Source organism: Streptomyces sp. NPDC048462, from assembly GCF_043200175.1.
Lineage (GTDB): Bacteria > Actinomycetota > Actinomycetes > Streptomycetales > Streptomycetaceae > Streptomyces.
Map to the genome: position 1 here is coordinate 186,634 of NZ_JBICXG010000008.1, position 13,617 is coordinate 200,250.

The following is a 13,617-nucleotide window of genomic DNA, read 5'->3' on the forward strand; positions in this document are numbered from 1 at the left end:
GCCGGCGTCCTCATGTCCTGGTCCCGCGTCAGTACACCGTGTCCCGCTGGTCCGGTACGACACTGCCGTCGCCGCGCCGCACGGGGCCGAAGGCTCCGCCCGGCTCGGTGTAGGCGGCGGTGGCGCAGGGGTAGGGCGTGGTCCTGCGGGGCAGCGGCTCGATGAACATGGGGTTCACGACCCAGCGGCCGTCGGCGTTGTCGTAGGCACGGCACATCACCTCGTTCTTGTTGCGGTTGAGCACGAGGTGCGCGCCCGTGGCATCACCGACGAACGTCACGTCGGTGTCGGCGTCACCGCCGCCGAGTGTGATCCGCCGGTCCGGGGCCTGCTTGTGCCAGGCGGCCCGGCCCTTGATCCCGTAGATCTCCTGGTTGATCCAGCAACGTTTGCCGTCGATGTACGGGATGGCCTCGCCCATGGTGGCGCCCACCCCGCCGCAGCCCTCGTTGCGGGTCGTGATGCGGCCCTTTCGGTCGAGTACGGAGCGGATCGCGACGGTGTGCGCGCGGTCGATGCCGATGCCGCGCGACCAGACCTCGGTGACCGGCTCGGAACCCGCCGAGACGATCCAGACGTCGAACCCGGCCTTCTGGAGCGTACGGACGAGGTCGCGCTGCTGGTCGTAGTAACGGACGTAGGCGGGCAGGACGTGGGTGCCGACGGTGCGGGTCGCACCGACGGGCGCCGCGAGCGCCTCCTCGCGGGCGGCCGCCGTGTACGCGCGCAGTTCGGGGACGGTGTGTCCGGCGAACAGCTGGGGCACCCACGCGTACTGCGGAACGGTTCGCCGGTGGTTCCACTCCCCCGCGAAGGCGGCCTCGCCGCTCATCGTGGTGCCGTCCTCACGGATCTGGAGGATCTCGTCGGCGCAGCGGGCGTCGGTGGAGGTGGGCAGGGGCGCTCCCACCGGGACTTCGGTTCCGCAGGCCTCGGTGAGGGCCTTGTCCGCGGTGGCGGTCAGCCACTTGCTGGTGTCCTTCCAGCGGGCGGGCCGGAGGATCTTGTCGTGCCGCAGGGACCAGCTGATGGTGGCGTCGGTGACGTCGTTCTTGGTGATGGTGTTGTCCCAGTCGAACGCCGCGACCGGGCGCGGTCCGCCCTTGCCGTGGCAGGTGCCGCGCTCGTCGATCACGCGCTGCAGCTGGGCGCGGTTGTGGCCGTACCAGGTGAGTTCGGCGGAGAGTCGGGGGCAGCGGGCCGTCGGCGTCAGGGACGCGCGATCGGCCGGGGCGGCGGCCCCGGGGCCGGCTGCGGCCAGGACCGCGAGTGCTGCGGCCAGGACCGCGAGTGCTGCGGTCACGGCTGAGGTCCACGCGAGAACTAGTCGGTTACGCATGCGAGTGGACCGTACATCAACATTTCCGCGATGTTGAGGGGGCGCGCGCCGGTCCCGGGACGCGGGCCGGGGCGCGCCCGAGTCCTCAGACGGCCGCCCCGAGCACCTCCTCGAGCTCCTGGAGCAGCCGCCGCTTCGGCCGGGCGCCGACCATCGACTTCACGGGCTCGCCCGAGCGGAACACCATCAGGGTCGGCATCGACAGGACCGCGTAGCGGGAGGTGATCCCGGGGTTGCGGTCGACATCGATCTGGACGATCTTGATGCGCTCGCTCTCCTCGGCCGCGACCGCGGCGAGCACCGGGGCGAGCTGGCGGCACGGTCCGCACCAGTCGGCGGTGAATTCGACGAGGACGGGGAGCCCGGCTCCCAGCACCTCGGCGTCGAAGCTCTCGTCGGTGACCTCGGCCACGCCTTCCACCTGGATCATGTCTCGTCCTCCCAGTTCATCGCACATCGTGGTTCGGGGCCGCCGGGCAGTTCGGCGGAAGCCTCCAGCTCGGCGCGGGCCAGCTGGGCGCCCACCTCCGTGCGGACCGACTGCAGCTGGCCGATGAGCGCGTCCAGCTCGCCGAGCTTGCGCCGGTAGACGGCCAGCGAGGCCGGACAGCTGTCGCCGGCCGGATGACCGGCGCGCAGGCAGTCGACGAAGGGCCGGGTCTCCTCCAGGTCGAACCCGAAGTCCTGGAGGGTCCGGATCTGCTGGATCAGCCGCAGGTCGCCCTCGTCGTAGGTGCGGTACCCGTTCTCCGCCCGCCGCGCGGGCAGCAGCCCGCGCGACTCGTAGTAGCGCAGAGTCCGCGTCGTCGTTCCGGCGCGCTCGGCCAGCTCCCCGATTCGCATGCCTCGACGGTAATCCTTGACGTCGGCGTCAAGGCAAGGACGGCCGGGCGAGGGGCGGGCCGTGCGCGAACACACGCCGGGCCGGTACGGAGGCTCCGTACCGGCCCGGCGCGCATGGGGGCTGCTCACACCTGCTTACGCCTTCGCGAGCGAGGGCTGCTCCTCGCCGCCCCTGGCCTCGGGGACCTGCGGCTCGGCGGGGCCCTCGTCCGAGAGCATCGACTCGTCGAACGGCAGCGCGCCGGAGAGGACCTGGTCGACCCGCTCCCGGTCGATCTCCTTGGTCCAGGTGCCGACGAGCACCGTGGCCACGGCGTTGCCCGCGAAGTTCGTCAGGGCACGGGCCTCGCTCATGAAGCGGTCGATGCCGACGATCAGGCCGACGCCGTCCACCAGTTCGGGGCGGTGCGACTGGAGGCCGCCCGCGAGGGTGGCGAGACCGGCGCCGGTGACACCCGCGGCGCCCTTGGAAGCGATCACCATGAAGACGAGGAGCGAGATCTGCTCGCTGATGCTGAGCGGGTCGCCCGTCGCGTTGGCGATGAAGAGCGAGGACATCGTGAGGTAGATCGCGGTGCCGTCGAGGTTGAAGGAGTACCCGGTCGGCACGGTGATGCCGACGACGGGCTTGCTGACGCCCATGTGCTCCATCTTCGCGATCAGCCTCGGCAGGGCCGATTCGGACGAGGAGGTGGAGAGGATGAGCAGGAACTCCCGGCCGAGGTACTTCAGCAGGGAGAAGATGTTGAGCCCGGCCACGAGGCGCAGGATCGTGCCCAGGATCAGGAACACGAAGAGGCCGCAGGTGATGTAGAAGCCGATCATGATGACCGCGAGCGACTTCAGCGCGTCCACGCCGGTCTCGCCGACCACCGCGGCCATGGCGCCGAACGCCCCGACGGGGGCCAGCCACATGATCATGGCGAGGATGCGGAAGACCAGGCGCTGGAGGTGGCCGATGCCGCGCAGGACGGGCTCGCCGGCCGATCCCATGGCCTGCAGCGCGAAGCCCGCGAGCAGGGCGATGAGCAGGGTCTGCAGGACCTCGCCCGAGGTGAAGGACGACACCATGGTGTCGGGGATGATGCCGAGCAGGAAGTCCGCGGTGGACGCGCTGTCCCCGGCCTGCGCCTCACCGGCGGCGCGGGTCGCCTCGGTGATGTGGAGGCCGGAACCGGGCTCCAGGATGTTGCCGACGACCAGGCCGATGGCGAGTGCGACGGTCGACATCACCAGGAAGTAGCCGAGGGCCAGACCGCCGACCGCGCCGACCTTGGCGGCCTTGCGGACCGAGCCGACCCCCAGCACGATCGTGCAGAAGATGATCGGCGAGATCATCATCTTGATGAGGTTGACGAAGCCGGTCCCGATCGGCTTGAGCTCGACGGCGGCGTCCGGGGCCACGAGGCCCACCAGGATGCCCAGCCCCACCGCCACGATCACGGCGAGATACAGATACTTCGTACGGTCCCGCTTGGCGGCGGCCACTCCCACGGGGGTCTCCTCGGCTCGTTCTTGTCCCTCCCCCGTCCCTGGGGGCCCCGGCGACTATTCCGCGCCCTGTGACGCCGGTCACCCTTACGTGCATTTCGTTCATATGTTTTCGGCCAGGTACTGGCGTGCGCCCGTGGCCGCGGAGAGTCTGATCGCGTCAAGCAGACGGTGCACTCGCAGGCCCGCGTCGAAATCCGGGGAGTCGCGCGAACCGGTGCGGAGGTCGCGGGCCAGCCGGGCGTACATCTGCGCCACGTTGAAGCCCTCCGCGTCCGGGCCGGTCCCGGACGTCCGGCGGTACCGGCCGGGGATGGGCAACTCCTGACGGGTCCCGCCCGGGGCAGGGGTTCCCAGCAGGCGGAGTTCACCGATCTGGATGCCCGCAGCGCCGCCCGTCCCGGTGGAGACGATGACGAGATCACCCCTGGTACCGGAGATTTCCAGCCGGGTCCGGGCACCGGTGACCTTGGCGTCGTGGATGTGCGCCGACACGACGGCGCCGCCGCCGAGGGTCGCGTTCAGCAGGAGATGGTCGGGGCCGGTCGCCTCGACCGTGTCGCCGGTTTCGGCAACGGTGTAGCGGGGGCGCTGGACGGACAGCGAGGCCGAGAGGTCACTGATGCCGCCCAGTACGCACTGCAGCGCGTCGAGCGTGTGCCCGCCCGCGACCTCCAGGAGTCCGGCGCCGCTGCCGGAGTCGAGGGTGTAGGCCGCCCAGGCGGGGATCCGCTCCCCGGCGCCCTTGTCACGGCTGGCGTACACCGTCGCCGAGGTGACCCGTCCCACGTGACCGGCGGCGACCAGGTCGCGCGCGTAGACGATCGCGGGGGCGTTGCGCGCCTGCAGCCCGACCACGTGGTGGACGCCCGCCCGGTGGGCCGACTTCGCGAGTGCGGCAGCCTCCTCGGTGGTCCGGGCCAGCGGCCACTCGCAGTACACGTGCTTGCCGGCCGCCAGCGCCGCCCCCACCAGTTCGGCGTGAGCGGGAACCTTCACGGTGACGGCGACCAGATCGACTTCGGGGTGCTCGGCGAGCCGCCGGGCATCGGTGAAGGCATGCGCGGCACCGAACCGGCGCGCCGCCGCGCGGGCGCTCTCGGGGCGACTGGTGCCGACCGCGGTGATCTCGTAGTCCGGCAGCGCCGTCAGGGCCGGGATATGCGCCCGAGCCGCCCAGCCCCGGTCGGGGCTCGCGCCGATGACACCCACCCGGATCTTCTTCGCTTCCACGTCCATAACTCCAGCCCCCTTAAGCGGACAACGTTTGTCCGCTTAAGGGACTCTAGCTAAGCGGACAGAGAGTGTCCACTTATTGCTAGAATCAGCTCATGAACCAACCGGACAGTGCCGTGGACCGCTTGTTGGCCGACGAGTCCGGACGCCGGCCGCGGGCCGATGCACGGCGGAACGTCGAGCGCTTGGTGGCCGCGGCCCGGATCGCGGTGGCCGAGGTCGGCGTCGGCGTCTCCGCGCACGAGATCGCGCGCCGGGCCGGCGTCGGCGTCGGCACCTTCTACCGACGCATCCCCTCCCTCGATGTGCTGCTGGAGACGGTGCTCGACGAGGTGCTCGACGAGATCGCGGACCTGGCCGACCACGCTCTGGACGACCCCGATCCCTGGCACGGGCTGTGTACGTTCGCCACGGCCTACGTCCGTCTGCGCACCGAGAGCTGCGGCATCAGCGAGGCGCTCGGAGGCGCCTGCGGGGATGCTCTGGACCAGCGCCTGACGGGGCTGCGGGAACAGATCCGGCGCCTGGTGGAGCGCGCCCAGGCGGCCGGCGTCATGCGCTCGGACGTGACCTGGCAGGACGTACCGTTCCTGTTCGCCGCCGCCGCGACCGGCGCCCACACACTGGGCATGCAAGCGGGCGAGCAGCAGTGGGAGCGCAATCTCCACATCGTTCTCGATGGCCTGCGCCCCACCCGGGCGGATTCGCTGCCGGGCACACCGCCGGGCCGGAGCCTGCCGCACTGACTTCCGCTCCGCTCCCACCTGGCAGGCAGACTGAAACCATGCGTATCCCCCGCCCCCGTGCCCGTCCGCGCAGCCTGGCCGGACAGCTCTTCGCCATGCAGGTGGTGCTGGTGGCTGCCGTCGTGGCGGGGTGCGCCTTCTTCGCGTACGTCTCGGGCAGCGCGCAGGCCCGCGAGACCGCGACCCGGCAGGCGCGGGCGGTGGCCCTGTCGGTGGCCGGTTCACCCTCGGTACGGGAGGCGATCCGCACCCCGGACCCGTCGGCCGTCCTCCAGCCGTACGCGGAGCGGGTCCGCAGGGACACCGGGATCGCCTTCGTCACGATCATGGATCCGCACCGGGTCCGCTGGACGCACCCGGACACCGGCCGGATCGGTGAGACCTTCCTCGGGCACACCGCGCGGGCGCTGCGCGGCGAGACGTTCTCGGAGACGTACACCGGCACGCTCGGCCCGTCCATCCGGGTCGTCACGCCGGTCCGGGACGGCGGCCGGATCGTCGGGCTGGTCAGTGCGGGCATCACGGTCGAGCGGGTCTCCACGCAGGTGCGGGCGCAGTTGGGCGCGCTGGGGCTCGCGGCGGGTGGGGCGCTGGCGCTCGGCGGCATCGGCACGTACGTGATCAACGCCCGCCTTCGGCGGCACACCCACGGGATGAACGCCGCCGAGCTGAGCCGGCTGCACGACTACCACGAGGCCACGCTGCACGCGGTGCGTGAGGGGCTGCTGATGCTGGACGGGCAGCGCAGGATCGCCCTGATCAACGACGCGGGCCGGGAGCTGCTGGGGCTGGCACCGGGTACGGTCGGGCGCCGGGTCGCCGAACTCGACCTGCCGGCGCCGCTGACCGGGGCGCTGCTCGCCTCCGAGGAGCGGGTCGACGAGGTGCATCTGACGGCGGACCGGGTGATCGTGGTCAACACCCGTCCCGTGGTGGGCGGCGAGCGGCGCGGCACGGTCATCACCCTTCGCGACCACACGGAACTCCAGGCGCTCTCCGGTGAGCTGGACTCCGAGCGGGGCTTCACGCAGGCGCTGCGCTCGCAGGCGCACGAGGCGGCGAACCGGCTGCACACGGTGGTGTCGCTGATCGAGCTGGACCGGGCCGATGAGGCGGTCGGCTTCGCCACGGCGGAGCTGGAACTGGCGCAGGCCCTGACCGACCGCGTCGTCGGCGCGGTGGCCGAACCGGTACTGGCGGCCCTGCTGCTGGGCAAGGCGGCACAGGCCAACGAGCGGGGGGTGGAGCTGGTGCTGGCGGACGACAGCCTGATCGACGACGGGGTCCTGCCCGCGTCGCTGCCGCAGCGCGACCTGGTGACCGTCCTCGGCAACCTGATCGACAACGCGGTGGACGCGGCCTCCGAGGCGGTGGCCGGCCCGCAGGGCCGTTCCGCCGACAGCGCCGTCCCCGCCCAGCGCGCCCCGCTGCCGTCCCGCCCCGCGCACGCCCGGGTCACCGTCACGGCACTCGCCGGGGACGGCGAACTCCTGCTGCGGGTCGCCGACAGCGGGACGGGCGTCGACCCCGCCGACACCGAGGAGGTGTTCCGGCGCGGCTGGTCCACGCACGGGGCAGGCCGAGGGATCGGACTGGCGCTCGTGCGGCAGGCCGCGCACCGCAACGGCGGCACGGTCACCCTGGAGCGGGGGCCGGACGGCGGCGCGGAGTTCACCGTACGGCTGCCGCTGCCCGAAGGCGACGGCGCGCGAAGGAGCATGGCCCCATGAACACAGAGATCAGGGTGCTGGTCGTCGAGGACGATCCGGTCGCCGCCGACGCCCATCAGCTCTACGTGGACCGGGTGCCGGGATTCACGGTGGCCTCGGTCGCGCACTCCCGCGCCGAGGCGGTGCGCGCGCTGGAGCGCACGCCGGTCGATCTGCTGCTCCTCGACCTGTATCTGCCGGACGGGCACGGTCTGCACCTGCTGCGCTCGCTGCGGGCCGCCGGGCACACCGCCGACGTGATCGCGGTGACCTCGGCCCGCGACCTGGCCGTGGTCCGGGAAGGGGTGTCGCTCGGTGTCGTCCAGTACGTGCTGAAGCCGTTCACCTTCGCCACCCTGCGAGACCGGCTCGTCCGCTACGCGGAGTTCCGGGCGGCGGCCGGTGAGGCGAGCGGCCAGGACGAGGTGGACCGCGCGCTCGCCTCGCTGCGCTCCCCGCAGCCCGCCCGGCTGCCGAAGGGCCTGAGCGGTCCGACGCTGGAGGCCGTGACGCGGGCGCTGCGCTCGGCCCCGGACGGCGTGACGGCCGCCGCCGCCGGCGTGGAGCTGGGGATCTCCCGCATCACCGCGCGCCGCTACCTGGAGCACCTGGTGACGGCCGGGCGCGCGGTGCGCAGTCCGCAGTACGGACAGATCGGGCGCCCGGAACTGCACTACCGATGGATGGCCGAGGCCCGCTGAACGGGCCTCCGGGCCACCCCCTCACCCCTTTGCGGACCCTAGGAGGTTCCTACGAGCGGTGGCCTCGGCGGAACAGACCGTAGTCAGACCGCCTCCGACCTCTTACGGTAGGGCCGTGCACCCCACCCCGCCTTTCAACGCCCCCGCCGCGCGCAGACTGCGCGAGGCCCTGGGAATGGCTCCCGGTCATGTCGCCTACGGCCTCGGCGCCCAGTACGGACTCCGGATCACCGCCGAGACCGTAGCCGCCTGGGAGCGCGGACTCGCCCTGCCGAGCGAGTACGAACTCACCGCGCTCGCGGGCGTGCTGTGGTGCGCCCCCGGTGAACTCCTGACCGCCGCCCGGACCCTGCGCGAGCACCGGGTCGCCAGGCAGCTGTCGCCGGACGAGCTGGCGGGTCTGCTGGGGATGGCCACCTCCGCGTATCTGCGCATGGAGGAGTCGGGGCGGTGGCGCGGCAACGAACGCCAGTCCGCGGCGCTGACCGAGGCGCTGGGCCTGACGCCCGCCGACTTCGTGACGGCGACCGGCCGCGACGAGGAGCTGGCCGAACTCCTGCGCAGCGCCGTGACGACGCGCTGGCAGGCGTACGTGAAGCCGGTCGCCAAGGTGGTGCCGGTGGACCGGCGGCTGATCCAGGGCGTCCTGGATCAGCTGCACTCCGAGTACCAGGCGCTGATGGTGTCCACACTGAGCTGGAGCAGCACCGGCACCGAACGCGAGGGCGCCACGGGCGACGCGGGCCGGGCGTTCCTGGCACAGATAGTGGGCCGGTTCTGGCAGACGACGCAGAAGTGACCGGCCGCCGACGGCTCTCACACTCCCCCGGTCCGCAGCGCCCGGTCAGCGGTGCGGGCCGGGGCCCGGCCGCAGGTCAGAAGACCGACTCGGCCTCGTGCATGCGCTCCAGCGGGACGTGCTTCAGCTGGGTCACCGCGTCGGCGAGCGGCACCATCTCGATGTCGTTGCCGCGCAGGGCGGTCATCCGGCCGAAGTCACCTCGGTGCGCCGCCTCCACCGCGTGCCAGCCGAAGCGGGTGGCGAGCACCCGGTCGTAGGCGGTGGGCGTGCCGCCGCGCTGGACGTGGCCGAGGATGACCGGGCGGGCCTCCTTGCCGAGCCGGGTCTCCAGCTCGACGGCGAGGCGGTTGCCGATGCCCTGGAAGCGCTCGTGGCCGAACTGGTCGATGGCGCCCTTGGCGTACGGCATCGAGCCCTCGGCCGGGTGCGCGCCCTCCGCGACACAGATGACGGCGAACTTCTTGCCCCGGGCGAAGCGCTCCTCGACCATCTTGACCAGGTCCTCGACCTGGAACTTCCGCTCGGGCAGGCAGATGCCGTGGGCGCCGCCTGCCATTCCGGACTCCAGCGCGATCCAGCCCGCGTGGCGGCCCATCACCTCGACGACCATGACGCGCTGGTGCGACTCGGCGGTGGTCTTCAGCCGGTCTATGGCCTCGGTGGCGACGCCGACCGCGGTGTCGAAGCCGAAGGTGCGGTCGGTGGCCGAGATGTCGTTGTCGATGGTCTTCGGGACGCCGACGACGGGCATTCCGGCGTCCGAGAGCATCCGGGCGGCCGTGAGGGTGCCCTCGCCGCCGATCGGGATCAGCGCGTCCATGCCGTAACGGCGGCTCAGCTCGGCGCAGTTCTCGGCCGCCTCGCGCAGCCGGTCGCGCTCCAGCCGGGCGGAGCCGAGGATGGTGCCGCCGCGGGCGAGGATGCCGCTGACCGCGTTGAGGTCGAGGGGGCGGAAGTGACCGTCGAGGAGCCCCTTGAACCCGTCCTCGAAGCCGATGACCTCGTCGCCGTGACCCACCACGGCACGGTGCACGACCGAGCGGATCACTGCGTTCAGGCCTGGGCAGTCTCCGCCTGCGGTGAGAACTCCGATGCGCATCGTGCTTTATCTCCTGCTCGCTAGGGGCTGTCCGGTGGCAAGTGCAGAATCCCCCGTACCGTGAGCCACGGTGATTGTCCCATGCCTGGTACGTACCTCGCGCTCCCGGACCGGTCCGGGGCCGCCAGGAGTGGCCTTCGCCCGGCGAGCGGCCCCTCGGCCCCCGCAGGTATCGTCAAACAGGCGATATCACCCATACCTGCCAGTCAAGGACGGGAGAGCACGCGTGACGCGCAGCGTGTACGTGACCGGGATCGACCGGGGAGACGGCCGCCAGGTCGTCGATCTGGGAGTCATGGAGCTCCTGACGCGTCAGGTGGACCGGGTCGGGGTGTTCCGCCCGCTGGTCCACGACGATCCGGACCGGCTGTTCGAGCTGCTGCGGGCCCGCTACCGGCTCTCGCAGGACCCGGGCACCGTCTACGGCCTCGACTACCACGAGGCCTCCGCGGTCCAGGCGGAGCAGGGTACCGACGAACTGGTCTCCCGGCTCGTCGACCGCTTCCACCGGGTCGCCCAGAAGTACGAGGTGGTCCTCGTGCTCGGCACCGACTTCGCCGCCACCCAGCTCCCCGACGAGCTGGCGCTGAACGCCCGCCTCGCCAACGAGTTCGGCGCCTCGGTCATCGCGGTGGTCGGCGGCCAGGACCAGAACGCGGAGTCCGTACGGGCCGAGACGCGCAACGCGTACCGCGCGTACGCCGGGCTGGGCTGCGACGTGGTCGCGATGGTGGTGAACCGGGTCGCGTCCGAGGACCGCGAGGCCATCGCGGAGCGGCTCGCGGCCACGCTGCCCGTCCCCTGTTCGGTGCTGCCCGACGATCCGGCCCTCTCGGCGCCCACGGTCGCCCAGATCACTTCGGCGCTGGGCGGAACGGTGCTGCTCGGCGACGACGCGGGGCTGGCCAGGGACGCGCTGGACTTCGTGTTCGGCGGCGCGATGCTGCCGAACCTGCTGAAAGCGCTGACGCCGGGCTGCGTGGTGGTGACGCCCGGGGACCGCGCCGACCTGGTCGTCGGCTCGCTGGCCGCGCACAACGCCGGGACCCCGCCCATCGCGGGCGTGCTGCTGACGCTGAACGAGCGTCCCGGCGAGGAGATACTCAAGCTGGCCGCACGCCTCGCACCGGGTACCCCGGTCGTCGCGGTGGCCGACGGTTCCTTCCCCACCGCCGAGAAGCTCTTCGCCCTGGAGGGCAAGCTGAACGCGGCGACGCCGCGCAAGGCCGAGACGGCGCTGGGACTCTTCGAGCGCCATGTCGACACCGGGGCGCTCCTCGACCGGATCTCGGTCGCCCGCAGCGGCCGGGTCACGCCGATGATGTTCGAGCACGAGCTGCTGGAGCAGGCCCGCGCGGACCGGCGCCGGGTGGTGCTGCCCGAGGGCACCGAGGAACGGCTGCTGCGCGCCGCCGACGTACTGCTGCGGCGCGACGTCTGCGATCTCACCCTCCTCGGCGACCCCGATGTCATCCGTAAGAAGGCCGCCGACCTGGGCATCGACCTGGCCGGCACCCAGCTCGTCGACCCGCAGACCTCCGAGCTGCGCCAGGGCTTCGCCGAGCGGTACGCGCAGCTGCGCGCCCACCGAGGGGTGACGGTCGAGCTCGCGTACGACGTCGTCTCGGACGTCAACTACTTCGGCACCCTGATGGTGCAGGAGGGGCTCGCGGACGGCATGGTCTCCGGGGCGGTGCACTCCACGGCGGCGACGATCCGGCCGGCCTTCGAGATCATCAGGGCAAAGGGAGCCGAGCGGAGCTCGTCAGGCAGGGTGGCGGCGGGCGCCGGGGGGACGAAGCCGGGTGCCTCGATCGTCTCCTCGGTCTTCTTCATGTGCCTCGCGGACAGGGTCCTGGTGTACGGCGACTGCGCGGTCAACCCGGACCCGAACGCGGAGCAGCTCGCGGACATCGCCGTGCAGTCGGCCGTCACCGCGGCCCGCTTCGGCGTGGAGCCCCGGATCGCGATGCTCTCGTACTCGACGGGGACCTCGGGCACGGGGGCCGATGTCGACAAGGTCCGCGAGGCGACGGAGCGGGTGCGCGCGAGCCACCCGGAGCTGATGATCGAGGGCCCGATCCAGTACGACGCGGCGGTGGAGCCGAGCGTGGCCGCGACGAAGCTGCCCGGCTCCGAGGTGGCGGGCCGGGCGACGGTGCTGATCTTCCCGGACCTGAACACCGGCAACAACACCTACAAGGCCGTGCAGCGCTCGGCGGGAGCGGTGGCCGTCGGGCCGGTCATGCAGGGGCTGCGCAAGCCCGTCAACGACCTGTCCCGGGGCGCGCTGGTGCAGGACATCGTCAACACCGTGGCCATCACGGCGATCCAGGCACAGGGCGAGGAGTGACCCGCGACATGACCACCACCGAAGGTGCCGCAGCAGGTACGGGGCCGAGCCGGGTGCTCGTCCTCAACTCCGGCTCCTCCTCCGTGAAGTACCAGCTCCTGGACATGCGCGACCACTCCCGGCTCGCGTCCGGGCTGGTCGAGCGGATCGGTGAGGAGACCTCCCGGCTGGTGCACACCCCGCTGACCGGCGGCGGTGGCGAGCCCCGGGAGCGCACCGGCCGCATCGCCGACCACGAGGCGGCGCTGAAGGCCGCCGCCGAGGAGCTGGCCGCCGACGGGCTCGGCCTGGACTCCCCCGAACTGGCGGCGATCGGCCACCGGGTGGTGCACGGCGGGCTGCGGTTCACCGAGCCGACCGTGATCACCGACGAGGTACTGAAGGAGATCGAGCGCCTCGTCCCGGTGGCGCCGCTGCACAACCCCGCGAACATCACCGGCATCCGCACCGCGCAGGCGCTGCGCCCGGACCTGCCGCAGGTGGCGGTCTTCGACACCGCGTTCCACACCACGATGCCGGAGTACGCGGCCCGGTACGCGATCGACGTGGAGACGGCCGACGCGCACCGGATCCGGCGCTACGGATTCCACGGCACCTCGCACGCCTACGTCTCGCGCAAGACGGCCGAGCTGCTGGGCCGCGCCCCCGAGGACGTCAACGTCATCGTGCTGCACCTGGGCAACGGGGCATCCGCCTCTGCCGTGGCGGGCGGCCGGTGCGTGGAGACGTCGATGGGACTGACCCCCTTGGAGGGGCTGGTCATGGGTACGCGGTCGGGGGACATCGATCCGGCCGTCACCTTCCACCTCAAGCGGGTGGCGGGGATGTCGGCGGACGAGATCGACGTCCTGCTCAACAAGAAGAGCGGTCTGGTCGGCCTCTGCGGCGACAACGACATGCGGGAGATCCGGCGCCGGATCGACGAGGGCGACGAACGCGCGGCCCTCGCCTTCGACATCTACGTCCACCGGCTGAAGAAGTACATCGGCGCCTATTCGGCGGTCCTCGGCCGGGTGGACGCCGTGGTGTTCACGGCGGGGGTCGGTGAGAACTCCGCTCCGGTACGGGAGGCTGCCATCGCCGGTCTGGAGGAGCTCGGCCTGGTGGTGGACGCGGATCTCAACGCCGTACGGTCCGGCGCGCCCCGGCTGATCTCGCCGGATTACGCACGGGTCGCGGTCGCCGTGGTGCCGACGGACGAGGAACTGGAGATCGCCGGCCAGACCTTCGCACTGGTCGACAACTGAGCGCACCCGCGCCCCTTTGTATCTTCCACCAGCCGGAATATTCCGCAGCGA

At 71.8% G+C, this 13,617-nt stretch carries 12 protein-coding genes; 6 read left to right on the forward strand and 6 right to left on the reverse strand.

Translation table 11 applies throughout. The features are described from left to right. Window positions 1-28: 28 nt before the first annotated feature. From ACGFU6_RS16565 to ACGFU6_RS16585, 5 genes are all read right to left on the reverse strand, one after another. Window positions 29-1,282, reverse strand: a complete 1,254-nt coding sequence (locus ACGFU6_RS16565) for a haloacid dehalogenase-like hydrolase (protein ID WP_393611582.1) — start codon at window positions 1,280-1,282, stop codon at window positions 29-31. 142 nt (window positions 1,283-1,424) lie between these two features. After that, window positions 1,425-1,769, reverse strand: a complete 345-nt coding sequence (trxA, locus tag ACGFU6_RS16570) for a thioredoxin (protein ID WP_393611439.1) — start codon at window positions 1,767-1,769, stop codon at window positions 1,425-1,427. Beyond that, window positions 1,766-2,182: a MerR family transcriptional regulator gene (locus ACGFU6_RS16575; protein WP_393611441.1), complete on the reverse strand. Its 417-nt coding sequence runs from the start codon at window positions 2,180-2,182 to the stop codon at window positions 1,766-1,768. Before ACGFU6_RS16575 ends, trxA begins: the two co-directional genes overlap by 4 nt. Window positions 2,183-2,317: 135 nt before the next feature. Next, the gene (locus ACGFU6_RS16580; protein ID WP_393611443.1) at window positions 2,318-3,676 is read right to left on the reverse strand and encodes a cation:dicarboxylate symporter family transporter; all 1,359 of its coding nucleotides are present in this window, start codon (window positions 3,674-3,676) and stop codon (window positions 2,318-2,320) included. A gap of 99 nt (window positions 3,677-3,775) precedes the next feature. Next, window positions 3,776-4,912 carry a Gfo/Idh/MocA family protein gene (locus ACGFU6_RS16585; RefSeq protein WP_393611445.1) on the reverse strand — a complete coding sequence of 379 codons (1,137 nt, stop codon included), beginning with the start codon at window positions 4,910-4,912 and terminating at the stop codon, window positions 3,776-3,778. A gap of 92 nt (window positions 4,913-5,004) precedes the next feature. Here ACGFU6_RS16585 and ACGFU6_RS16590 point away from each other — a divergent pair, with 92 nt between their 5' ends. From ACGFU6_RS16590 to ACGFU6_RS16605, 4 genes are all read left to right on the forward strand, one after another. After that, window positions 5,005-5,655 (forward strand): TetR/AcrR family transcriptional regulator, encoded by a 651-nt coding sequence (locus ACGFU6_RS16590; protein WP_393611447.1) that lies wholly within the window; start codon window positions 5,005-5,007, stop codon window positions 5,653-5,655. Between the two features lie 38 nt (window positions 5,656-5,693). Then, window positions 5,694-7,385 carry an ATP-binding protein gene (locus ACGFU6_RS16595; RefSeq protein ID WP_393611449.1) on the forward strand — a complete coding sequence of 564 codons (1,692 nt, stop codon included), beginning with the start codon at window positions 5,694-5,696 and terminating at the stop codon, window positions 7,383-7,385. After that, entirely contained in the window at window positions 7,382-8,065 is a 684-nt protein-coding gene (locus tag ACGFU6_RS16600; protein WP_393611451.1) for a response regulator, read from the forward strand. The genes ACGFU6_RS16595 and ACGFU6_RS16600 overlap by 4 nt, the downstream gene beginning before the upstream one ends. Window positions 8,066-8,240: 175 nt before the next feature. Then, complete coding sequence (locus ACGFU6_RS16605; RefSeq protein ID WP_393611584.1) at window positions 8,241-8,864, forward strand: helix-turn-helix domain-containing protein; 624 nt, start codon at window positions 8,241-8,243, stop codon at window positions 8,862-8,864. Window positions 8,865-8,940: 76 nt separating this feature from the next. Here ACGFU6_RS16605 and ACGFU6_RS16610 read toward each other — a convergent pair whose 3' ends face one another. Continuing rightward, a complete protein-coding gene (locus ACGFU6_RS16610; RefSeq protein WP_123523464.1) occupies window positions 8,941-9,966 on the reverse strand; it encodes an ATP-dependent 6-phosphofructokinase in 1,026 nt (341 codons plus the stop codon). A 226-nt stretch (window positions 9,967-10,192) separates the two neighbouring features. Between ACGFU6_RS16610 and pta the strand changes: the two genes are divergently transcribed. Continuing rightward, on the forward strand, window positions 10,193-12,319 hold the full coding sequence (gene pta / locus ACGFU6_RS16615) for a phosphate acetyltransferase (protein ID WP_393611453.1): 2,127 nt from the start codon (window positions 10,193-10,195) through the stop codon (window positions 12,317-12,319). Window positions 12,320-12,327: 8 nt separating this feature from the next. Beyond that, window positions 12,328-13,566, forward strand: coding sequence for an acetate kinase (locus ACGFU6_RS16620; RefSeq protein WP_393611455.1), 1,239 nt, complete (start codon window positions 12,328-12,330; stop codon window positions 13,564-13,566). The last annotated feature ends 51 nt before the right edge of the window (window positions 13,567-13,617 follow it).